Raw genomic sequence first — 22,496 nt, 5'->3', positions numbered from 1 at the left:
GTTCCGGAGATCCGGCGAGCGGAGGGCTGAGCCGTGGCTTTCAAGGTGACCGGCGTCGAACAGGGCGAGTGGGCCGTGCTCGGGGTGTCGGGCGAACTGGACCTGGTGACCTCGCCGGTGCTGCGTCAGCGGGTGCACGACGTGGTCGCCGACGGCCACCACAGCCTGGTCCTCGACCTCTCCGACGTCTTCTTCTGCGACTCCAGCGGGGTCGGCGTCCTGATCGCCGCCCGCCGTCTGATCCGCTCCTGCCGGGGGCGGCTGCGGCTGATACTGCCCGCCCAGGGCGCGAGTGACGGTTCTCACGTCAACCGGGTCCTCGGCGCCCTCGGCGTACGGCGGCTGTTCGACGTGTACGCCGACATCGACAGCGCGACCACCGACGAGGAGGACCCGCTGTCCGCGTAGCCGGGCCGCGCGATCGCACAGCCGACGATCACGACAGTGCCACGTTGTTGTCGCGGAATTCCCCCGGTCTTGGCACAAGCGTCGTTTTCGCGCTCCCCGGCCGCCGCCGCGTCGTACGCTCCCTGCGAGATGAACCCCCACGGCACGTAAGGCGGCCCGAACAGACATGGTCAGCACCGAGTACGAGCGACGGATCGCCGCCCGGTTCGCCACCTTCGACCAGGACGGCAACGGCTGGATCGACCGCGAGGACTTCAACGCGGCGGCCAAGGCGCTGCTCGCCGAGTTCGGCGCCGCCGCCCGTTCCGACAAGGGCCAGGCCCTGTACGCCGGCGCGGAGGCCTTCTGGCAGGGCATGGCCGGCATGGCGGACCGGGACGGCGACCAGCGCATCACCCGCCAGGAGTTCGTGAGCGGCGCTGTCAAGCGGCTGCACGACAACCCCGAGCGGTTCGGCGAGATCGCCCGCCCCTTCCTGCACGCGGCCCTCGCCCTCGCGGACACCGAGGGCGACGGCACGGCGACCGTCGACGGCACCGCGCGTGTGCTGCGCGTCCTCGGGGTCGCCCCGGAGCTCGCGCGGGCGATCGCGTCGGGCCTCGACAGCGACGGCGACGGCAAGGTCGCGGAGGCCGAGATCGTCCCGGCGTTCGCCCGCTACTTCACGATCCCGGAGTAGGGCTTCCGGCCGCCTCGGCGAACCGCTCGCGCAGCTTGTACTTGAGCACCTTGCGCAGCGTCTCGTTGCGCGGCAGGGCGTCCACCACCTCCAGCCGCTCCGGCAGCTTGTGCACCGACAGCCCTTCCGCCCGCAGGTACGACACCACCTCCGGGAGCGTCAGCGCGACGGCTCCCGGCGGCTGTTCGACCACCGCGCAGACCAGCTCCCCGCGCTCCGCGTCCGGCAGCCCGACCACCGCCGCGTCGTCCACCCCCGGATGCGCGGCGAGCAGGTCCTCGATCTCCTTCGCGGAGATGTTCTCGCCCTTGCGGATGATCACGTCCTTGAGCCGCCCGGTGAGGACGAGATGCCCGGTCCCGGTCAGCCGGCCCAGGTCACCGGTGCGCAGGAAGCCGTCCTCGTCGAAGGCCGCGGCGGACTGCGCCGGATCCAGATACCCCTGGCACACCGCCTCCCCGCGCAGCCGCACCTCGCCGCCCTCCGCGATCCGTATCTCCATCCCCGCCGGCGGCCGCCCCTCGGTGGTCGCCAGGTTCTCCGCGGTGTCGTCCGGCGCTCCCATCGTGATCATCGGCACCTCGGTCATGCCGTACCCGTGCGTCAGCTGCACCCCCATCTCGCGCACCACCGCGTGGTACACCTCCGGCGGCTTGGGCGCCCCGCCGCCGGCCAGCAGCCGCAGCGAGGGGATGACCGGCACCCCCGGCTGCTTGCGCTGCTCGGCCAGGAACATCGAGTAGAACGCCGTCGAGCCGCCCGCCACCGTCACCCCGTGCCTGCGGTACTCCGGCAGCGCGTCCGGCAGCGCGAACTGCTCGAACATCACCGCGGGGAAGCCGTACAGCAGCAGCATCACGGTGTAGTCGGGGCCCGCGATGTGCGCGTACGGGAACGCCATCGAGCCCACGTCGTCCGCCGTGAGCCGCAGCGCGTGGGCGAGACACGAACCGCCCGCGACGAGTGAGCGGTCCGTGTGGAGAACGCCCTTGGGGTCGGAGGTGGTTCCCGAGGTCCAGTAGATCCACCGGACGGAGGTGCCCTCGGCGGGCGGGGCGGGCAGCACGGCCGGATCGCCGTCGGGCAGTGCGTCACCGTCGTACGCCTCGAAGACGCCCTTCGCGCCCAGCCGCCGCGCCATCCCGGTGTGGTCGAAGCCGCGCCACACGCCCGGTACGGCGAAGAACTCGGCCCTGGACTCGCGCAGGGCGAAGCCGACCTCGCGGTCCCGGTAGAAGGGGATGACGGGGGACTGGACCGCGCCGAGCCGGGCCAGGGCGAAGGACAGCACGGCCGTCTCGATCCGGGTGGGCAGCTGCCAGGCGACCACCGTGCCGGGGCGTACGCCCATGCCGTACAGCCCGGCCGCCACCCGTTCGGCACGCGCGCGCAGGCCACCGAAGGTCAGGGTGCGGTCGCCCTGGAGGAACACCGGCCGGTCCGGGGTGAGTTCGGCGCGCCGGGCGGCCAGGTCCCAGAGGGTCGGGGCGGTGCTCAGTTCGCGCGCGGTGGCGTTCGTGTCGTCCATGGCCGGACCCCCTGCTCGCGCCGTTGTCTGACGAGTCGTCAGATCGTAGGTCCTGGTGCCTTGCCGGTCCAGGGGTGCGGGGCTAGCCTGCGAGATCTGACGAACCATCAGCTCCGTGGGGGTGCCTGCCGGTGGACCTGTCGTACACGCCCGAGGAGGAGGACTTCCGGGCGCGGCTGCGGGAGTGGCTCGCCAAGGTGCTGCCCGGCCTCCCGCCGAAGCCGGCACCCGAGGACTGGCCGGGCCGCCGCGCCTACGACCTCGGCTGGCAGCGCACGCTGTACGACGCCGGGTACGCCGACGTCCACTGGGACGCCTCGCCGACCACCCGGCTGATCTTCCTTGAGGAGACCGAGCGGGCCGGCGCGCCCTATGTGGGCGCCAACTTCGTGGGTCTGCTGCACGCGGGCCCCACCGTCGCCGCCGAGGGCACCGAGGCACAGCGGGCCCGCTGGCTGGCGCCGATCCTGCGCGGCGACGAGGTGTGGTGCCAGGGGTTCAGCGAACCGGACGCCGGCTCCGACCTGGCCGCGCTGCGCACGCGCGCGTGGCGCGACGGTGACGACTACGTGGTGAGCGGGTCCAAGATCTGGACCTCGCACGCGGAGGTCGCCGACTGGTGCGAGCTGCTGGTGCGCACGGACCCGCAGGCGCCCAGGCACCGGGGCATCACCTGGCTGGCCATGCCCATGGACGCGCCGGGCGTCACCGTACGGCCGCTGCGCACGCTCGCCGGGTCCGCCGAGTTCGCCGAGGTGTTCCTCGACGAGGTGCGGGTGCCCGTGGCCAACCGGGTGGGCGCCGAGAACGACGGCTGGCGCGTCACCATGGTGACCCTCTCCTTCGAACGCGGTACCGCCTTCGTCGGCGAGGTCGTCGCCTGCCGCCGGGTGCTGGGCGAGCTCGCCCGCGCGGCGCGCGCGAACGGCACCTGGGACGACCCGGAGCAGCGCCGCCGCCTCGGCCGCCTGAACGCCGAGTTCCGGGCCCTGTGGCGGCTCACCCAGTGGAACGTCAGCGAGGCGGAGGGCCAAGGCGTGCCCGGCGTCGGCGGCTCGGTCTTCAAGCTGCGCTACTCGCACGCGCGGCAGGAGCTGTACGACGCGGCGGCGGCCGTGCTCGGGCCGGACGCGCTCGACCTGGACCGGTCCTGGGTCCTCGACCGGCTCTCCTCGCTCTCGTACACCATCGCGGCCGGGACCTCGCAGATCCAGCGGAACATCGTGGCCGAGCGGATCCTCGGGCTGCCGAAGGGGCGGTGAGCGGACGTGCGCTTTCGACTGAGCCGGGAACAGGAGGCGTTGCGGGAGGGCATGCGGGAGCTGCTCGGACGCCGGTTCGACGGCGCGGCGCTGCGGGCGGCGGCCGGCGCGCCGGTGCGTCTCGACCGGGGTCTGTGGCGGGAGCTGGGGGCGGCCGGGTTCTTCGCGCTGCGACTGCCGGAGGCCGACGGCGGGGTCGGACTCGGCTTGCCCGAGGCCGTGTTGGTGTTCGAGGAGGCGGGACGGGCGCTGCTGCCCGGCCCGCTGCTGGCCACCCACCTCGCCGCGGCAGACGTGCCCGGCGCGGCCACGGGGGAGGCCGTGGTGGCCCGCGTGGACGGCGTCCTGGCCGAGTGGCTGGCGGAGGCGGACGAGGTGACGGGGGACGCGTCGGGGGCCGTGCCGGTGCGCTCGGTGGACCCGTTGACGCCCCTGCACCGGGTCCCGGGACCGGCTGCCGGGCCGCCCGACCCCGTCGCGGTGCTCCTGACCGCCGCCGAGCAGCTCGGGACGGCCACGCGCGCGTGCGAGCTGGCCGTGCAACACGCCCGCACACGCGTGCAGTTCGGGCAGCCGATCGGGGCGTTCCAGGCGGTCAAGCATCTGTGCGCCGAGATGCTGGTGCGCGCCGAGACCGCGCGGGCGGCCGTCTACGCGGCCGCGGTGACCTCCGCGCCCGTGGACATCGCGGCGGCCCGGCTGCTCGCCGACGAGGCCGCGGTACGCGGCGCCCGGGACTGCCTCCAGGTGCACGGCGGGATGGGCTTCACCTGGGAGTCGGAGGTGCATCTGCACCTGAAACGGGCATGGGTGCGGGCACAGCGTGGTGGTGGGAACACGGAGAGTGAGGAGATACTCGCCGCGGAATTGCTCGGCTGAGCGTTCGAAACGGCTCTGGTCTGCGGAATCATGGGCCCGGGCGGCCGGGATGTCGCGGATTGTGGCATACCGGAGTCACGGAGCGTTGATATCGGGTTGTGTCCAACGCGTGACTCGTCACGGCCTGGAGTCGGCCGTCCCCTCGGGTACCTTCTGTGGGATGCGAGTGGTTCCGAGGACGAGCCATGCCGGCGGAGCCGTCGAAGCGGCCCCGCCACCGATGGTGCGCCCCGCCGCTCGCAGGGCGGTAAGGGCTTGCGCCCCCGCTTGTTCGACTCCCCGCCGCGAGCGTCGCACAGTATGCCGCAGGCGTACTCCTTCGCGCTGGAATATGCCCGAAGCGCTTGTTGGGGTGACTGTACGTCAACCATGCTGTCTCGTAAGGGAATCACGTTCCGTGACCCTTGCTCTGGCCGTTGTTCTGGCCATGCAGAAAATGGCTACGATCGTGGCCCTCGTCGTCGTCGCCGCGGCACTCGCCGTGGCGCCCGCTCGGCGCGGGTTCATGTGTCCGCCGGTTCGGATGGTGTGAGCGGTGCAGGTGCTTCAAGTGCAGCTGGAGATCCGGCCCGACCCCGCGGAGGTGGGGCGGGCCAGGAGGTGGGCGCGCTCGCGCCTCGCCGGGTCCGGTATAGCGGCGGACGAACCGCTGGCCGAGACCCTGATCCTGCTCGTCTCCGAGCTGGTCACCAACGCGGTGGTGCACACCGGCTGTCCGGCCGTGCTGCGGCTCTCGCTGCCGGGCGCGGACCGCGAGGGCGCCGACGGCTCTGCCACCGTACGGCTGGAGGTCGCCGACGCCAGCGAGCGCGCGCCCGTGCCGCGGTGCGCCGACGGCGAAGCCACCGGCGGCCGGGGCCTCGCCCTCGTCGACGGGCTCGCCGACCGCTGGGGCTGGAGCCCGGATGGCGCCGGCAAGCGCATCTGGTGCGAACTCGACCGGTGTGCACAGCCCCGGCAGGGCGCGGCGGTGGCGTACGGGCGCGGTTCGGCCTCGTACGAAGGGCTGGCCTTCGAGGCGGTGTGATCCCGCTGCGCGGCCGTGCGCCGGGGGTTGCATCCGTGCGCGCCCATGGTGAACCGGGGCATAAGCCGTAAAAGCTCGGGTGGGTGTTGACGCCTTGTGACCATGTGCTCACGCTTGAGGCCTGCGATTCGCCGCGAGGGGACGGCGAGGGCTTGCTGACGGGCGCCCTCGCCGAGTGTGGGTCGAGCCGTACGGCGGCGCGCGGGACCGGGCTCGGGGCGGGCCGGTGCGCGCAGCCGTTCGGATGCAGGGGGAATGGGGGAGGGCCGGTGTCGCGCCGCCTCGGGCGTGACACCGGCTTTCGAGACAAGAGGTGATGCTCGCGGGTGCTCTGCGTGCTCTGCGTGCTTTGCGGTGCTCTGGGGTGCTCGGTGGGGGTCAGAGGACGGCCACGGGGGCGACCGGAGTGCCCGTCGCCCCGACGAACGGCTCGGGCATCGCCGACAGCAGGAACGCGTACCGGCCGGTTTCTCCACAGGCTGTGGACAACTCTTCGAGATTCCAGTTCTGCCCCTGAAGCATCCCCATCTCCACGAGGTCCAGGGCATGCACGGGCAGCCAGAGATCTTCGATCTCGGGCGGGAAGATCTCGAACGTGAGGGTGTCGTTGGCGACGGCGGCCACATCGCGCGCGTGGAACCACTCCGGGGTGTGCACCGACAGGCCCGGCGACGGGTAGCCGTACCCGTGCTTGTCCCCGGCGAGGTACACCTGCACCTGCCCGGTCCGCACCAGCACGACGTCCCCGGCCCGCACGGCCGTCCCGGCGAGCTCCTCGGCCGCGTCGAGGTCCTCGGGCGTGACCGCGTGCCCGCCCTCCAGCCGCTGCACGCCACGCGCGCGTGCCACGTCCAGCAGCACCCCGCGCGAGACGATGTGCCGCGCCTTGTCGATCCCGCCGAACTCGGCACCGCCGTGCGCGGTGACGGTGTGCGCCGGGCGGCCGTTGTAGAGCTTCCCCGAGTGCGAGACATGGGTGAGCGCGTCCCAGTGGGTGCCGGCCTGCAGCCCCATGGTCACGGCGTCGTCGCTGCACGCGACGGTGTCCGGGCCGAAGAGCTCCTGGTTGATCTGCACCATGGCGTGCAGGGGGTTGACCCGGCCGGGGATCATCCCGGTCTGCACGCCGTCCTGCTGGAGGGGCAGGGCGAGCGGGACGCGGCGCCCGGTGCGCACCGTCGCCGCCGCCTCCCGCACCACCTCGTCGGTGATCAGGTTCAGCGTGCCGATCTCGTCGTCGGCGCCCCAGCGCCCCCAGTTGTTGACGCGCTTGGCGATGTCGTGGAACGCGGGATGCAGCGCCGGCAGTGACATCTGGGTCCTCCCCAGGCCTTGTGTCCGCACATCTGACGGGTCATAAAATCTAACGGTCCGTCAGAAACCGCGGGAAGGGGCCGGGCGTGGGGAACTTCTTGGCAGGCAAGGTCGTCGCCGTCACGGGCGCGGGGCGGGGTATCGGACGGGCGGTGGCACTGGCGGCTGCGGCCGACGGGGCGAAGGTCGTCGTCAACGACTACGGCGTCGCGGTCGACGGCGCCTCGCCCACGAGCGAGGTCGCCGAGGCCGTCGTCAAGGAGATCGAGGCGGCGGGCGGGGACGCGGTCGCGGTGGCCGACGACATCTCCACGATGGCGGGCGGACAGCGGGTCGTGGACGCGGCGCTGTCGTCGTACGGCCGGCTCGACGGGGTCGTGTGCGTGGCGGGGATCCTGCGCGAGCGGATGCTGTTCAACATGGCCGAGGAGGAGTGGGACCCGGTGGTCGCCACCCACCTCAAGGGCACGTTCACGGTGTTCCGGGCCGCGTCGGCGGTGATGCGCAAGCAACGCGCCGGCACCCTCATCGGCTTCACCAGCGGCAACCACCAGGGCTCGGTCTCGCAGGCCAACTACAGCGCGGCCAAGGGCGGGATCATCTCGCTGGTGCGGAGCGCGGCGCTGGGCCTGCACAAGTACGGGGTGACCGCGAACGCGGTGGCGCCGGTGGCCCGCACCCGGATGTCGGCGGGCGTGCCGACGGAGCTGACGGAGATCGGGGAGCCGGAGGACGTGGCCGCGTTCGTGGTCTACCTGCTGTCGGACGCGGCGCGGGACGCGCAGGTCACCGGGCAGGTCTACACGGTGGCCGGACCGAAGATCGCGGTATGGGCCCAGCCGAGGGAGCTGCGGGCCGCGTACGCCGACGGGGGCTCCTGGACACCGGAACGCATCGCCGAGGCGCTGCCGGGGAGCGTGGGGACGGACCCGATGCCGATGCTGGCGCGGCTGGCGGCGATGGAGGCCGCCGCGCGGGCGGGGGAGCGGCCGAACACATGAGGGAAGCGGGCCGCGCGCCTACTCGCCGGTGCGGGCAGCGGGTTGCGCGCGACTGCGGCACCGCCGTGGCCGCTCGCGCAGTTCCCCGCGCCCCTGAGGGGGTTGTGGTCGCCGGTGTTCGGAGGCTCGGTTGCGGGTCTGGGGGTGTGTGTGGGTGCGGCCCCGTCGTGGTTGCTCGCGCAGTTCCCCGTGCCCCTGCGGGGGGTGTGGTCGCCCCTGCCCTGCCGCCTCCCCGTCGGTCGGTCTTTTCTCTCCGCCGCAGCGGCGATCAGCCACTGCGGCGGTGTTCGGCGGTTTTCGTACGGCCGTAGGCACGACGCGTCTTTGGAGGTCACGGTGGAGTTCGGCTTTGCGTCGGAGGATGAGGAGTTTCGTCGGGAAGTCCGGGGGTGGCTCGACGCGCACGCCGAGCACGGGGTGGACCGGCGGAGCTGGGAGCGCACGCTGGGGGCCGCCGGGTGGATCGGGCTCGGGTGGGCGGAGGGCGGGTACGGCAACCGGACCGCGACGCTCACCCAGCAGGTCGCCTGGGCCGAGGAGTACGCCCGGTCGGGCGCGCCGCCCCGCTCCGGGCACATCGGGGAGAACCTGCTGGCCCCGACGCTCCTCGCGCACGGCAGCAAGGAGCAGAAGGCGCGATTCCTGCCGCCCGTCGCCAGGGGGGAGGAGCTCTGGTGCCAGGGGTACAGCGAACCCGGCGCGGGGTCCGACCTGGCCGGCGTGCGGACCGCGGCCGTACGGGAAGGGGACGGGTACCGCGTCTCCGGGCAGAAGATCTGGACCTCGCTCGCGCATGAGGCCGACTGGTGTTTCGTGCTGGCGCGCACCGACCCCGGCTCACGGCGCCATCACGGGCTGAGCTTCCTGCTCGTGCCCATGGACCAGCCCGGCCGCATCGAGGTCCGCCCGATCCGGCAGATGACCGGCACCAGCGACTTCAACGAGGTCTTCTTCGACGGGGCGCACGCGCGCGCGGAGCACGTCGTCGGCGGCGAGGGCAACGGCTGGCGCGTCGCCATGAGCCTGCTCGGGTTCGAGCGCGGCGTGTCCACGCTCGCCCAGCAGATCGGGTTCGCGCAGGAGCTGGGGCGGGTGGTGCGGGATGCCGTGGCGAGCGGCGCGGCCGACGATCCCGTCGTACGGGAGCGGCTGGTGCGGCAGTGGGCCGAGTTGCGGGTGATGCGCTGGAACGCCCTGCGCACGCTGGGCAGTTCGGCCGCCGAGCCCGGCGCGCCCAGCGTGGCCAAGCTGCTGTGGGGCGGCTGGCACCAGCGGCTCGGTGAGCTCGCCGTGCTGGTGCGGGGCGCGGCCGCGAGCGTCGGCCCGGCCGGCTGGTCGGCCACCGCGCCGTACGAACTGGACGCCGCCCAGCACCTGTTCCTCTTCTCCCGGGCCGACACCATCTACGGCGGCTCGGACCAGGTCCAGCGCACGATCATCGCCGAGCGCGTGCTCGGTCTGCCGAGGGAGCCGAAGGGGGTCGAGTCGTGATGCGTGGAGTCGTGTTCGACGGCAAGCAGGTACAGGTCGTCGACGATCTGGCGGTGCGGGAGCCGGGACCGGGTGAGGTGCTGGTCGCGGTGTCGGCGGCCGGGCTCTGCCACAGCGACCTGTCGGTGGTGGACGGGACCATACCCTTCCCCGTCCCCGTGGTGCTCGGGCATGAGGGCGCGGGTGTCGTGGAGGCGGTCGGTATGGGCGTCAGCCATGTGGCGCCGGGCGACCATGTCGCGCTGTCCACGCTTGCCAACTGCGGTGCCTGCGCGGACTGCGACCGGGGTCGGCCGACCATGTGCCGTAAAGCCATAGGGCGCCCGCAGAAGCCGTTCACGCGCGGCGGCCAGGCCGTGTACCAGTTCGCGTGCAACTCGGCCTTCGCCGAACGTACGGTCGTCAAGGCCGTGCAGGCGGTACGGATCCCGAAGGACATCCCCCTGACGTCGGCGGCCCTCATCGGGTGCGGGGTGCTGACCGGTGTGGGGGCCGTACTGAACCGCGCCCGCGTCGATCGCGGTGACACCGTGCTGGTCATCGGCACCGGCGGGATCGGCCTCAACGTCATCCAGGGCGCGCGGATCGCGGGCGCGCTGCGGATCGTGGCCGTGGACGCCAACCCGGCCAAGGAGGAGGTGGCCCGGCAGTTCGGCGCGACCGACTTCCTGACCTCGACGGAGGCCGTCAAGGACCTGCTGCCGACCGGGGTGGACCACGCCTTCGAGTGCGTCGGCCGGGTGGAGCTGGTCCGGCAGGCCGTCGACCTGCTCGACCGGCACGGCCAGGCCGTCCTCCTCGGCGTGCCCGCCGCCGCCGCCGAGGCGTCCTTCGTCGTCGCCTCCATGTTCCTCGACAAGTCCATCCTCGGCTGCCGGTACGGCTCCTCACGGCCGCAGCACGACATCGCGCTCTACGCCGGGCTGTACCGCCAGGGGAGCCTGCTGCTCGACGAGTTGGTCACCGAGACCTACCCGGTGGAGGACTTCGAGAAGGCCCGCGCCGACGCGGAGGCGGGACGGGTGGCGCGGGGGGTGCTCACGTTCTGAGCGGGCGGTTCACGACGGGACCGGTATCGCGCCGTCAGCCGAGGGCGTCCAGCAACTCGCGCTCCCGTTGCGCGCTGAGGCCTGCGCGCCTTTCCCGGTCCAGCCCCTGCTCGCGTTCCCAGCGCAGGGTGTCGGCCAGCATCTGGGCCGGGGGCCGGTGACGCAGCCCCGCGGCGCGCGCCGCGGACCCGTCCCGGGCCGACCACCCTTCCCAGCCCGGTTCGGCCAGCCACATCGGCAGCGATTCGGGTCCCATGTACTGGGCCACGCCGTTGGCGAGCAGCCACGCCGATTCGGCGGTGACCACCGGACCGGTGTGCCCGCCGGCGGCGCGGGACAGCTCGATCCACTCCCCGAAGGGAACGACCGGGCCGACGGCGTTGTAGGTGCCGGTGGTTCCCGTCTCCGCGGAGTCGAGCAGCCAGGAGGTGAGGTCCCGCACGTCGACCACCTGGGTGGGCAAGGCCGGTGTGGCGGGGACCAGCATCGGCCCTCGCGGGTCGCGCGCGGCGCGGGCGGCCCAGTAGCCGGAGCGCCCGCTGTGATCGCCCGGGCCGCCGATGAGCCCGGCTCGTGCGATGAGGAGACGGTCGCCCACAGCGGCCGCCGACGCCTGCTCGCAGGCGACCTTCGCCTCGCCGTACAGCTCGCGGTCGACCTCGCTCCGGTCGGTCGGGGCGAGCAGAGCCGCCGACTCGTCCGCCCCCGGCGTGGCGTGGGAGGCGTAGGCGTTGGCGGACGAGACGTACACCCAGTGCCCGGCCTTGCCGCCGAGCGCGTCGAGCGCGCCACGGACGAAGCCCGGCTGCCAGGACACCTCGACGACCGCGTCCCATACCCGGCCGAGCAGGGGCTCGTACGCCGACGGATCGCGCCGGTCGGCGGCGATGAGTGTCGCTCCGTCAGCGACCTCTCCGCTCTCGCCACGCGCGAGGCAGGTCACCCGGTGACCGCGTTCGACCGCCTGCCGCGACAACTCCCGAGCCACCCATGCCGTCCCGCCCAGAACCAGGATCTCCATACCGACACACAAGCACCGGCACCACCGCCCGGCCAGCCGGATTCGCTGACAGCAGATGACCGGCCGTCGGGTCGATCCCACCCCTCGGGCAACAACGGCGACCCGCCGAGGCATCCGAACTCCCGCTCACGAGACGACACCGGAGTACCAGGCGCTCGTCCGGCCACCTCGAACAGGTCGTCAACCGCGCAGCCGAGTGCGGCATCGGCCACCGCGGCAGCCGGGGTGTTCGAGGACCGCAGTCCCTGTTCCCAGCGTGTGAGCGTCGTGTCGGGGTTCGGGTGGATCTTCAACGCCTTCAGAGCCGCCACCGAGTGCAGGCGGTCCTTGACGTACTCGTAGGCACTGTCGGTGCGTCCCCCTACCGTCGTCCCATGACCTACCGTGACGTCGCGTCCAAGCAGGTGCTGGTGTGGGCCGGTACCGCCGTGGGCGCACGGATGCCGGTCGCCATGGCGCCGTTGGCGCTGGTGTTCCTGGTGCGTGAGCGGCCCGGCGGGTACTCGCTGGGCGCGCTGCTCGCGGCCTCCTATGTGATCGGCGAGATCGTGGCCGCCCCGGTGCTGGGGATGCGGCTGCGCCCGGAGCGGGCCCGTGCGCAGCTGGCCGTCGGGCTCGCGGTCGGGGCAGCCGGCTTCGCGGGGCTCGGTGGCTTTCCGGCCGCGCCCCCGGCCGTGCTCGCCGCCTTCGCGTGCGTCGCCGGTGCCGCGCCGGCCGCTGCCACCGGGGGCCTGCGCACGCTGCTCACCACACTGGTCCCGGAGCGCGCGGCGGCGCAGGCGCTGTCGGTGGAGTCGATCCTGACGGCCGCCGTGTGGGCCGTCTCCCCGGCCGCGGTGGCCTCACTCGCCCTCGGTGCCGCCCCCGCCGTCCCGCTGCGGCTGGCGGCCGTCCTCATGGCCTCGTCGGTGGCCGGGCTCTGGCTCCTCCCGGCGGCCTGGGGCGCGACCGGGCGCGTGGAGGCGTCCCTCGTGCGCGTCCTGGCCGGTGCCTGGCCGGTGTACGTCACGGGCGCGGCCAGTCTGACCCTGCTCGGGCTCTGCGAACTCGTGCTGCCCGCCCTGCTCGAACAGCGCGGGATCGACATCGGCTGGTCGGGTCCGCTGCTGACCGGGATGGCGGTGGGCGGCGGCCTCGGCGCGTTCCTGCACGGCCTGCGCAGCTGGCCGGGACGGCCGCGTGCGCACAGCGTGCTCCTGATGACCGGCACGGCTGGCTGTGTGACGTGCGCGGCGCTGATACCGCACACCGCCGGGATCGCGGTCGCGCTCGTCGTGGGTGGCGTGCTCCAGTCGGCCGCGATGCTCACCCGCAACCTGTCGCTGCGCGAGGTCCTCCCGCCGGGCGCCCTGACCGCCGGCTACTCGGTCATGTACGCGGCCGCGGGCGCCGGTTACGCGGTGACCGGCTCCTTCGCCGGGGCGCTGCTGCGGGTGGTGGCGCCGGCCACGGCCGTGCTGGCCGGGGTCGGGGTGACCCTGGCGCTCACCGTGGCCGGGTGGTGGGGGGAGGTGCGGCGGGCCCGGAGGTCAGCGCGGGGTGCCGGTGGCGTCGGGGCTGTCGGCGGCGTTCGTGGCGGTCCGGAAGGTACGGCGGTAGGCGGTCGGGGTGACGCCGAGCGCTGCCTGTAGGTGCTGGCGCATCGACTGGGCGGTGCCGAAGCCGGCGTCCCGGGCCACCTGGTCGACGGAGCGGTCGGTGGACTCCAGGAGGTGGCGGGCGCGTTCGACGCGCTGCTGGGTGAGCCACTGGCCGGGGCTGATGCCGGTCTCCTCGCGGAAGCGGCGCGTGAAGGTCCGTACCGACATGGCCTCCTGCTCCGCCATGTCCCGCAGCTGGACGGGCTCGTGGAGGCGGCCCAGCGCCCAGGCGCGGGCGGCCGTGGTCGTGGCCACCTGCGGGTCGGGGACCAGGCGGTGGATGTACTGCGCCTGGCCGCCGTCCCGGTGCGGGGGTACGACCGTACTGCGGGCCACGTTGTTGGCGACGGCCGTGCCGTGGTCGCGGCGGACCATGTGCAGGCACAGGTCGATCCCGGCGGCCACCCCGGCCGAGGTCAGCACGTCGCCGTCGTCGATGAACAGGACGTCCGCGTCCACCTCGATCCGGGGGAACAGCAGCTGGAGATGGTCCGCGTGGGCCCAGTGCGTGGTCGCCGGGCGGCCGTCGAGGTAGCCGGCGGCGGCGAGGACGTAGACACCGGTGCAGATGGAGGCGAGCCGGGTGCCGGGGCGGATGTGGGCCAGGGCGGCGGCCAACTCGGGGGTGAGAACGCCCTCCTCGAAGACCGGGCCGAGCTCGTAGGACGCCGGGACGATCACCGTGTCGGCGGTGGCCAGCGCCTCCGGGCCGTGCTCCACGTGGATCGCGAAGTCGGCGTCGGTCTCGACCGGCCCCGGCGGCCGGATCGAGCAGGTCACGATCTCGTACAGCGGCCGGCCCTGCGCGTCCTTGGGGCGGCCGAAGATGCGGTGCGGGATGCCCAGCTCGAAGGGGAGCAGACCGTCCAGGGCGAGGACGACGACGCGGTGCGGGCGGAAGCCGGGGTCACTGCTCATGGCCCGATCCTAACGAATGCTGTCCCCCGGGCCACTCGATGGAGTGCCTCCCCTGGCCGAAGCTTTATGGCGTGACCCAGACAACCGAAGCCGCAGCGGCCCTCCAGACCTCGAAGCCGACCCGCTCACCGCGCGTCCACCGTGCCTGGTTCGTCGCCGCCGTCACCTTTGTCACGATCATCGGCGCGGCCGCCTTCCGCTCCCTGCCCGGCCTCCTCATCGATCCCCTGAACGCGGAGTTCGGCTGGTCGCGCGGCACGATCGGGGCGGCCGTCTCCGTCAACCTGGCGCTGTACGGGCTCACCGCGCCCTTCGCGGCCGCGCTGATGGACCGCTTCGGCATCCGGCGCGTGGTGGCCGTCGCCCTGACCGTCATCGCGGTCGGCTCGGGTCTGACCGTGTGGATGACGGCGGCCTGGCAGCTGATGCTCTGCTGGGGCCTGCTGGTCGGCCTCGGCTCCGGCTCGATGGCCCTCGCCTTCGCGGCCACGGTCACCAACCGCTGGTTCACCACACGGCGCGGCCTGGTCAGCGGCATCCTCACCGCCGCCTCCGCCTCGGGCCAGCTGATCTTCCTGCCGCTGCTGTCCTGGATGGTCGAGACGTACGACTGGCGCCCGGCCGCCGTCACCGTCGCCCTCGCCGCCCTCGCGGTCGTCCCCTTCGTGTGGCTGCTGCTGCGCGACCACCCGGCCGACGTGGGCCAGAAGCCGTACGGCGCGGCCGAGTTCGTACCGAAGCCGGCGCCGGTCACCGGAGCCGCCCGCCGTGCGCTCACCGTCCTGTCCACCGCCGTCCGTACCGGGCCCTTCTGGCTGCTCGCCGGCACCTTCGCGATCTGCGGGGCCTCCACCAACGGCCTGGTGCAGACCCACTTCGTGCCCGCGGCCCACGACCACGGCCTCCCCGTCACGGCGGCGGCCTCGCTGCTCGCGGTCGTCGGTGTCTTCGACGTCGTCGGCACCATCGCCTCCGGCTGGTTCACCGACCGCTTCGAGCCGCGCCGCCTGCTCGCCGTCTACTACGCCCTGCGCGGCATCTCCCTGCTGTTCCTGCCGATGCTGCTGGGGCCGACCGTCCACCCCTCGATGATCTTCTTCATCATCTTCTACGGCCTCGACTGGGTCGCCACCGTCCCGCCCACCCTGGCCCTGTGCCGGGAGCGGTACGGCGACGACAGCGCCATCGTCTTCGGCTGGGTCCTCGCCTCCCACCAGATCGGCGCGGCCCTGGTCGCCTGGCTCGGCGGCGTCGCCCGCGACGCCTTCGGCACGTACGACATGGTCTGGTACGCCTCCGGCACCCTGTGCGCGGCGGCGGCCCTGATGGCCCTGCTGATCCGGCGGCGGCCGGTGGCCCCGGCGACCGCCCTGGCCGTCTAGGCCTCCAGGGCGCCGAACCGCCCCCGGTGGAACAGCAGCGGTCCCCCGGGGGCCTCGCCCGTCCCCAGGGCGGTCACCCGGCCCACCACGATCAGGTGGTCGCCGCCGGTGTGGACCGCGTGGACCGTGCAGTCGATCCAGGCGGCGGCGCCGGTCAGCCGGGGGGAGCCGGAGGCCGGGGCCGCGTCGTACGGGACGCCGGCGAACTTGTCCGCGCCGCTCACCGCGAACGCGCGGCACAGCTCGCCCTGGCCGGCGCCCAGGACGTTGACGCAGAAGACGCCGGTGCGGGCGATGCGCGGCCAGGTGGCCGACGTACGGCCGACCATGAAGCAGATCAGCGGCGGGTCGAGGGAGAGGGAGGAGAAGGACTGGCAGGCGAAACCGGCGGGGGAGGGCTCGCCCTCGGTGGCCGGTGCGGTGATCACCGTCACCCCGGTCGCGAAGTTCCCGAGCACGCGCCGGAACTCCGCCTGGTCGACCGGCGCCCGCTCGTCCGCGCGCACGCACCGCAACTCCGGGCGCGGCAGCGCCTCCACGGGTCCCGCTCCGGGAACCGACCTCAGATAACGGACGGCGGCCGCGGCCGCCCCTGCGTGTCCCATCACCTCTCCATTGAAAGTGACGAACCGTCAGATGGGAAGAGATGCGGCCAGGTTGTCGCCGCCGGCGGTCCGCCCGTCGCTCTCATCGGCCCTGGAAACCGGGGCTTCTGCGCTCCACGAAGGCCCGTACGCCCTCCTGGGCGTCCCGGGTCGTCATGTTGATCTCCTGGGCGGCGGCCTCGGCGGCGAAGGCGGACGCCCGGTCGCTGTCCAGGGACGCGTTGACCAGCTGCTTCGTCAGCGCGAGGGCCCGGGTCGGGCCGGCGGCCAGACGGGCCGCCCACTCGCGGGCCGTCTTCGGCAGCTCCTCGTCCGGTACGACCCGGTTGACCAGGCCCAGGCGCTCGGCCTCCGGTGCGGAGAGGGCGTCGCCGAAGAACATCAGCTCCTTGGCGCGGTGCGGGCCGATCAGGCGGGGCAGCAGGTAGGCGCCGCCCCCGTCGGGAACCAGGCCGCGCCGCACGAACACCTCGATGAACCGGGCCGATTCGGCGGCCAGGACCAGGTCACAGGCGAGCGCGAGGTGGACGCCGAGGCCGGCGGCGGTGCCGTTGACGGCCGCGATCACCGGCTTCTCGCAGTCGAGGACGGCGGCGACCAGACGCTGGGCGCCGAGCCGGATGGTGCGGGCCACGTCACCCGGCACGCGCTCGGCCGTGGCGGTGCCGCTGCCGCGGAGGTCGGCGCCCGCGCAGAAACCGCGGCCGGTGCCGGTGATGACCACCGCGCCGATCTCCGGGTCCGCCGAGGCCGCGGCGAGCAGGTGGATGACGTGGTCGCGCTGGCCGGGGGTGAGGGCGTTGAGGGCGTCGGGGCGGTCGAGGGTGAGGTGGGCGACCCGCTCCGCGGTCACGTACCGGACGGTGTCCATCAGCGGCACACCGCCAGCGCGTCCAGTGCCACCGCGCCCTGGCCCTGCTCCAGCACCATCAGCGGGTTGATGTCGAGCTCGGCGAGCTGGTCGCCCAGTTCCAGGGCCATGCGCTGGACGCGGAGGACCACTTCGACGAGCGCGTCGAGGTCGGCCGGCGGCCGGCCCCGCACCCCGTCCAGCAGGGCCCGCCCGCGCAGCTCCGCGAGCATGTCCCGGGCCTGGTCCTCGCCGAACGGCGGCACGCGTACGGCGGCGTCGTGCAGGACCTCGACCAGCACCCCGCCGAGCCCCACGGTCACGGTCGGTCCGAACAGGTCGTCATGGGTGACGCCGACGACCATCTCCACGCCCCGCTCGACCATCTGGCAGACCAGTACGCCGTCCAGGGCGACCCCCTCGTAGCGGGCGATGTCGGTCAGCTCGCGGTACGCGTCCCGGACCTGGCTGGCCGAGGTCAGGCCGATCTTCACCAGGCCCAGCTCCGTCTTGTGGGCGATCTGGCCACCGGACGCCTTCATCACCACCGGGTAGCCGACCAGCCCGGCCGCGCGCACGGCCGCCGCCGCGCTGGTCACCAGCTGTTCGCGCGGCACCCGGATGCCGTACGCGCGCAGCAGCTGCTTCGCCGCGTGCTCGCTCAGCTGCTGCCCGGGACGCATCAGCGCGAGCGCCTTGCGGTAGGAGGGGGAGGGGGTGCGCGGGGCCTCGTCGAAGGGGGAGCGGTAGTCGCTCACGAAGCGGTGGTGGTCCAGGTAGGCGCGGACGGCGGTGAGGCAGTTGCCGACGGTGCGGAAGGTGGCCACCCGGGAGGAGCCGAGGAGTACGTCGCGGTAGGCGGCCTCGGTACCGACCGGCGAGCCCCACACCACGCACACCAGCTTGTCGGTCGCCTCGGCCGCGTCGACCAGGTCCTGGACCAGCTTGTCGCTGAGTGGCGGGAAGGGGCCGGTGATCGGGCAGATCAGCACCCCGACCTCCGGGTCGGCGAGGATCGAGTCGATGATCTTACGGCCGCGCCAGTCGCCCACCGGGTGGCCGCCGTTGTCGACCGGGTTGGCCACGCTCAGGTACTCCGGTATCCACTGGTGCAGCTCGGCCTGCCGGGCCGCTGACAGCACCGGCAGCTTCAGGCCCAGGCCGGCGGCCAGGTCGGCGACGTGCGCGCCGGTGCCGCCCGAGATCGAGTAGACCACCACCCCGTCCGCGCGCGGCGCCCGTGCCCGGGCCAGCAGGGCGGCGGTGTCCTGGAGCTCGTCGAGGCCGTCGACGCGGATCACGCCGTACTGGCGCAGCGCAGCGTCGACCACGTCGTCCGCGCCGGTCAGCTTGCCGGTGTGGGAGGCGGCGGTGCGGGCGCCGGCCTCGGTGCGGCCGACCTTCACGGCGACCACGGGCACCCGGCGGCGGGCCGCGCGGTCGGCGGCGAGCAGGAAGGCGCGGCCGTCCTTGAGGCCCTCGACGTAACAGGCGATGGCGCCGACCTCGGGGCGCTCGGCGAAGTAGGAGATGAAGTCGGCGGTCTCCAGGTCGGCCTCGTTGCCGGTCGGCGCCCAGTGGGAGAGGCGGATGCCCAGCTCCTGCGCGGCGAAGACCGGTCGGCCCTGGTGGCCGGACTGGGTGATGAGGGCGATCGAGGGGCCCGCCAGGTCGTCGCGGAAGTGCTCGAAGGCGTTGAGGTTGGTGTTCGGGCCGAGCAGCCGGAGCCCCGAGCGCCGTACGGCCGCCGCGAGGCGGGTCTGGGCGGCCGCGCCCTCCTCGCCGGTCTCCGCGAACCCGGAGGCGAAGGCGACCGCGAACCTCACCTTGGCCTCGGACAGTTCCTCGATCACCGGCAGGGGGTCGGCGACCAGGAGCACGGCGAGGTCGACCTGCTCGGGCAGGTCGGCGACGGCCGGGACGCAGGCGATACCGAAGACCGACGGGCGGGTCGGATGCACCGGGTGCACCCGGGCCCCGACCCGCCCGGCCCAGTCGAGCAGCTGCCGGGTGATGCCGGTGTTGGGCCGCCCCTCGGCGTCCGAGGCGCCGATCACGGCGACGGACTCGGGGCGGAAGAACCTGTCCAGATCCGGTACGTCCGCGTACAGCGGCCGTCCGCTGACGTCCAGTGCGTCCGCGTCGCCCGTGTCGCCCGTGTCGGCCGCGCGGCCGTGGACGGCGGGACCTGGACGCTGCTCACCGCAGGCGATGACCCGGGCCCGGCGGGAGTCGGTGGTGAGGGTGCCGTGGGTTGATCCAAGCATCGTTCCGCCCGCTCCTGTGTGACAGCACAATAAACTGACGCAGTGTCAGATTACTGAACTGACACTGCGTCAGGAACTGGTCTGCACGCAAAGTTGCAGCAGGAAGTTGCGGCCCAAAGCGTCCCGTCGGCTCACCCGAGGGCGGCCAGCACCTCCTTCGCCACCCGCTCGCCCGACCGCACCGCCCCGTCCATGAACCCGGTCCAGAAGGTCGAGGTCTCCGTCCCGGCCCAGTGGATCCCGCCCACCGGCCGGCGCAGCGCGGCCCCGTACTCGGTCAGCACCCCGGGCGGCGCGTAGGCCACCGGACCGCCCCGCGAGAAGCTCTCATTGTCCCAGCGCTGCAGCACGAAGGAAGTGGGGGATTTGGCCTTGTCTCCGAAGTAGTTGGCGTAGTCGGCCAGCACGGCGGCCTTGACGTCGGCCTCGCTCGCCGCGTCGTACGCCCGCATCTCGTCGGCCTCGATGAAGCCCATCAGGGCGCCGTAGGAGCCGTCCGGCGGGGAGTTGTCGAAGGTGGAGCGGACCACTCCGGAGTCGCTGACGGCCTGCCCGTTGAGGCCGTCGGCCCGCCAGAACGGGGTGTCGTAGACGGCGATGGCCTTGCCGATCGAGCCCATCGGCATCCGCTGGGTGAGCTGGTCGCGGGCGGCCGGGAGAAGCGGGTCGTAGCTGATCCGGGCGGCCAGCGGGGGCGGCAGGGCGACCACGACCCGGGTGGCGTCGACGGTGATGCCGTCCGCCGTGACGACGTACGCGCTCCCCGACCTGGCGATCGACCGGACCGGCGCGCTCAGCACCACCCGGTCGCCGAGGGTCGCGGCGAGCTTGATCGGGACCTGCTGGGAGCCGCCGACGAAGCGGGACTCCTGGGCGCCGTTCGCGGTGTCGGTGAGGCGTTCCAGGGTGCCGGCGTCGGACTCGTCGCCGGCGGCGGCGATGTAGTAGAGGACGTAGAGCAGGGAGAGTTCGCGGGGCTGGGCCGAGAAGATCGACGTGCAGGCCAGGTCCAGCAGGAACTTGGCGGAGGGCACGATCGCGTTGGCGTTCAGCCAGCTCTCGAAGGTCTGCTTGTCCCACTCGGCGGCCTTGGCGGCGGTCCAGGGGGCGTCCACCGGGACCTGTGCGGCCATGCTGTCCAGCTCGGACTGCACGATCGCCGCGTTGGCGAGGCCGGCCGCGTCCACCGGAGGGACCGAGCCGAGCAGGCCGCTGGTGTCGTACGGGGTGCGCTTGCCGTCCTTGTAGAGGAGGTTGTTCCCCGTGTTGTAGGTGGTGAAGGTGGCCACTCCCAGGGAGTCGGCGAGGGCCTTGATGCGGTTCTGGGTGGGGCCGATGAACTCGCCGCCGCCCTCGGTGACACCCCCGTTGGCCAGCTTCAGGTTCACCACCCGGCCGCCGACCCGGTCCCGGGCCTCCAGGACGGCCACGGTCCTGCCGCCGGCCACCAGGTCGCGGGCCGCGGTGAGGCCGGCGATGCCGCCGCCGACGATAGCGACGTCGACGGTCCGGGAGGCGGCCGCCGAGGCGGTGCCGGCGGAGACCGCGGTCAGGCCCACGGCCCCGGCGGCGGCACCGCCGAGCAGGGAGCGGCGGGAGAGCTGTCTTTCGCGTGCCACGTGCGTCCTCCGTGCTGAGCGAGAGGGGTGGAGCCGGAAAGTTGAGCAGGGCTCACATTCTGGTCCCGGACGCGCGTCGGATGCTACCGCCGGTAACAAACAACTCCCGTCGCCTGCGTCACACGGGCAACGGGAGTGCTACGTAAGGAGGTTGCGGCTTTCTACGCCGTACGCTGCCGTTTGGCGACGGCCTTCGCGATCCTCTCCGCGTCGATGGCCATCTCGCGGAGGTTGCCGCTGATGGGGTTGGTGTAGCCGGTGAAGTAGAGGCCGGGGGCGTTCTTCGGGGTGCGGGGACCGTGGGCGCGGGGGCGGCCGCGGTCGTCGAGCACGCCGAGGTGGCCGACCAGGCCCTCCAGGGCGCGGACGTAGCCGGTCGCGGCGATCACCGCGTCGGGGGAGACACGGGTGCCGTCGGCGAGGAGGACCTTGCCGTCCTCGAAACCCTCGACGGTGGCCACGATCTCCACCTTCCCCTGGCGCACCGCGTCGATGAGCCCCACGTCCAGGATCGGGATGGAGCCCTGCTTCACCCGGCTGTAGAGGCCGGTGTCGGGGCGGGGCAGGCCGTGCGCGGTCAGGTCGGGGATGCTGACCTTGGCCATCGTGCGGGCCAGCCGGTCGACGAGGGCCGTCGGGAGCCGTCGTACCAGGATGGAGTTGTACTGGGCGGCCCAGCCGGCGGTGGAGCGGCGCACGATGTGGGGGACCGTGCGGACGGCCAGCCGCACCCGCGAGGCGCCGCCCTCGGTCAGGTCGACGGCTATCTCGGCGCCGGTGTTGCCGACGCCGACGACGAGGACGTCCCGCCCGGCGAAGGGCTCGGCGTTGCGGTACGACCCGGCGTGCAGGAACTCGCCGCCGAAGCCGTCCCGGCCCGGCCAGTCGGGGATGCGCGGGGTGTGGTTGAAGCCGGTGGCGACCACCACCGCGGAGCCGGTCAGCTCCCGCCCGCCGGAGGCGTGCAGCAGCCAGCCGTCGCCGTCGGCCGAGCGCTCCACACGGGAGACCTCGACGCCGGTGACGATCTCCAGTTCGTGGTGCTCGGCGTACTTCTCCAGATAGCGCACGACGTCGTCGCGGGAGACCCAGCGGCCGAAGCGGCGCGGCATGGGCAGGCCGGGGAGCGCGGACAGGCGCCGGGTGGTGTGGAGGTGGAGACGGTCGTAGTGGCGTCGCCAGGACGAGCCGACGTCGTCCGACTTCTCCAGGACCACGGCGCGGATGCCCCGGGCCCGCAGCGCGTACGCGGCGGCGAGCCCTCCGGGGCCGGCGCCGATGACGTACACGGGTGAGACGGTGGGGGAGAAGACGGCCATGAGCGCGAGCGTAATCACGCTTCACGTTGATGGGTCTCGGTCAAGACCGGAATTGGTTGCGGATTGATCACACCCGTAGGAGAAGTGCGTGGGGCTTGTGACGTAGCCCACCTCATCCGGTACGCGTTCGGCGCTCACCGGTGAGAAAGGAAAGGCCCGTGACGCCGGGCCCCGGTGCGCTGGGGCCCGACGTCACGGGTGGGCGGTGTCCTCAGACAGACGGGAAAAAGGACACCG

At 73.1% G+C, this 22,496-nt stretch carries 19 protein-coding genes; 10 read left to right on the top strand and 9 right to left on the bottom strand.

Features of this window, described 5'->3' with window-relative positions:
- Positions 1-33 precede the first annotated feature (33 nt).
- Positions 34-408, top strand: coding sequence for an STAS domain-containing protein (locus OHB00_RS22990; protein WP_406437097.1), 375 nt, complete (start codon positions 34-36; stop codon positions 406-408).
- Positions 409-574: 166 nt separating this feature from the next.
- The gene (locus tag OHB00_RS22985) at positions 575-1,087 is read left to right on the top strand and encodes an EF-hand domain-containing protein (RefSeq protein ID WP_406437095.1); all 513 of its coding nucleotides are present in this window, start codon (positions 575-577) and stop codon (positions 1,085-1,087) included.
- Here the strand turns inward: OHB00_RS22985 and OHB00_RS22980 are convergent.
- Entirely contained in the window at positions 1,071-2,615 is a 1,545-nt protein-coding gene (locus OHB00_RS22980; RefSeq protein WP_406437093.1) for a class I adenylate-forming enzyme family protein, read from the bottom strand. The two genes, OHB00_RS22985 and OHB00_RS22980, sit on opposite strands and share 17 nt — an antisense overlap.
- Before the next feature lie 131 nt (positions 2,616-2,746).
- Here OHB00_RS22980 and OHB00_RS22975 point away from each other — a divergent pair, with 131 nt between their 5' ends.
- From OHB00_RS22975 to OHB00_RS22965, 3 genes are all read left to right on the top strand, one after another.
- The gene (locus tag OHB00_RS22975) at positions 2,747-3,877 is read left to right on the top strand and encodes an acyl-CoA dehydrogenase family protein (protein WP_406437091.1); all 1,131 of its coding nucleotides are present in this window, start codon (positions 2,747-2,749) and stop codon (positions 3,875-3,877) included.
- A 6-nt stretch (positions 3,878-3,883) separates the two neighbouring features.
- Positions 3,884-4,756 carry an acyl-CoA dehydrogenase family protein gene (locus tag OHB00_RS22970; RefSeq protein WP_406437089.1) on the top strand — a complete coding sequence of 291 codons (873 nt, stop codon included), beginning with the start codon at positions 3,884-3,886 and terminating at the stop codon, positions 4,754-4,756.
- A gap of 550 nt (positions 4,757-5,306) precedes the next feature.
- A complete protein-coding gene (locus OHB00_RS22965; RefSeq protein ID WP_406445953.1) occupies positions 5,307-5,783 on the top strand; it encodes an ATP-binding protein in 477 nt (158 codons plus the stop codon).
- 378 nt (positions 5,784-6,161) lie between these two features.
- Here OHB00_RS22965 and OHB00_RS22960 read toward each other — a convergent pair whose 3' ends face one another.
- Complete coding sequence (locus OHB00_RS22960; RefSeq protein ID WP_406437087.1) at positions 6,162-7,097, bottom strand: cyclase family protein; 936 nt, start codon at positions 7,095-7,097, stop codon at positions 6,162-6,164.
- A gap of 86 nt (positions 7,098-7,183) precedes the next feature.
- Here OHB00_RS22960 and OHB00_RS22955 point away from each other — a divergent pair, with 86 nt between their 5' ends.
- From OHB00_RS22955 to OHB00_RS22945, 3 genes are all read left to right on the top strand, one after another.
- Entirely contained in the window at positions 7,184-8,098 is a 915-nt protein-coding gene (locus OHB00_RS22955) for an SDR family NAD(P)-dependent oxidoreductase (protein WP_406437085.1), read from the top strand.
- A gap of 336 nt (positions 8,099-8,434) precedes the next feature.
- Positions 8,435-9,589 (top strand): acyl-CoA dehydrogenase family protein, encoded by a 1,155-nt coding sequence (locus tag OHB00_RS22950; protein WP_406437083.1) that lies wholly within the window; start codon positions 8,435-8,437, stop codon positions 9,587-9,589.
- Entirely contained in the window at positions 9,589-10,638 is a 1,050-nt protein-coding gene (locus tag OHB00_RS22945; RefSeq protein WP_406437081.1) for a Zn-dependent alcohol dehydrogenase, read from the top strand. The genes OHB00_RS22950 and OHB00_RS22945 overlap by 1 nt, the downstream gene beginning before the upstream one ends.
- A gap of 34 nt (positions 10,639-10,672) precedes the next feature.
- Here OHB00_RS22945 and OHB00_RS22940 read toward each other — a convergent pair whose 3' ends face one another.
- The gene (locus OHB00_RS22940; protein ID WP_406437079.1) at positions 10,673-11,659 is read right to left on the bottom strand and encodes an oxidoreductase; all 987 of its coding nucleotides are present in this window, start codon (positions 11,657-11,659) and stop codon (positions 10,673-10,675) included.
- Positions 11,660-12,033: 374 nt separating this feature from the next.
- Here OHB00_RS22940 and OHB00_RS22935 point away from each other — a divergent pair, with 374 nt between their 5' ends.
- The gene (locus OHB00_RS22935) at positions 12,034-13,290 is read left to right on the top strand and encodes an MFS transporter (RefSeq protein ID WP_406437077.1); all 1,257 of its coding nucleotides are present in this window, start codon (positions 12,034-12,036) and stop codon (positions 13,288-13,290) included.
- Here the strand turns inward: OHB00_RS22935 and OHB00_RS22930 are convergent.
- Entirely contained in the window at positions 13,189-14,217 is a 1,029-nt protein-coding gene (locus OHB00_RS22930) for a GlxA family transcriptional regulator (RefSeq protein ID WP_406437075.1), read from the bottom strand. The two genes, OHB00_RS22935 and OHB00_RS22930, sit on opposite strands and share 102 nt — an antisense overlap.
- A gap of 71 nt (positions 14,218-14,288) precedes the next feature.
- Between OHB00_RS22930 and OHB00_RS22925 the strand changes: the two genes are divergently transcribed.
- Entirely contained in the window at positions 14,289-15,599 is a 1,311-nt protein-coding gene (locus OHB00_RS22925; protein ID WP_406437074.1) for an MFS transporter, read from the top strand.
- On the opposite strand, the gene OHB00_RS22920 is transcribed toward OHB00_RS22925, so the two are convergent.
- From OHB00_RS22920 to OHB00_RS22900, 5 genes are all read right to left on the bottom strand, one after another.
- The gene (locus OHB00_RS22920; RefSeq protein ID WP_406437072.1) at positions 15,596-16,204 is read right to left on the bottom strand and encodes a flavin reductase family protein; all 609 of its coding nucleotides are present in this window, start codon (positions 16,202-16,204) and stop codon (positions 15,596-15,598) included. The two genes, OHB00_RS22925 and OHB00_RS22920, sit on opposite strands and share 4 nt — an antisense overlap.
- An 82-nt stretch (positions 16,205-16,286) precedes the next feature.
- The gene (locus tag OHB00_RS22915) at positions 16,287-17,075 is read right to left on the bottom strand and encodes an enoyl-CoA hydratase/isomerase family protein (RefSeq protein WP_406437070.1); all 789 of its coding nucleotides are present in this window, start codon (positions 17,073-17,075) and stop codon (positions 16,287-16,289) included.
- Positions 17,075-19,321, bottom strand: coding sequence for an acetate--CoA ligase family protein (locus OHB00_RS22910; RefSeq protein WP_406437068.1), 2,247 nt, complete (start codon positions 19,319-19,321; stop codon positions 17,075-17,077). The genes OHB00_RS22915 and OHB00_RS22910 overlap by 1 nt, the downstream gene beginning before the upstream one ends.
- 131 nt (positions 19,322-19,452) lie before the next feature.
- Positions 19,453-20,940, bottom strand: coding sequence for a flavin monoamine oxidase family protein (locus OHB00_RS22905; protein WP_406437066.1), 1,488 nt, complete (start codon positions 20,938-20,940; stop codon positions 19,453-19,455).
- A gap of 161 nt (positions 20,941-21,101) precedes the next feature.
- Positions 21,102-22,259 (bottom strand): flavin-containing monooxygenase, encoded by a 1,158-nt coding sequence (locus OHB00_RS22900; RefSeq protein WP_406437064.1) that lies wholly within the window; start codon positions 22,257-22,259, stop codon positions 21,102-21,104.
- Positions 22,260-22,496: the final 237 nt, after the last annotated feature.

The organism is Streptomyces sp. NBC_00631 (assembly GCF_045206895.1).
GTDB lineage: Bacteria > Actinomycetota > Actinomycetes > Streptomycetales > Streptomycetaceae > Streptomyces.
Note: the sequence above shows the minus strand (reverse complement) of the source record. Positions and strands in the feature narration are given on the sequence as shown.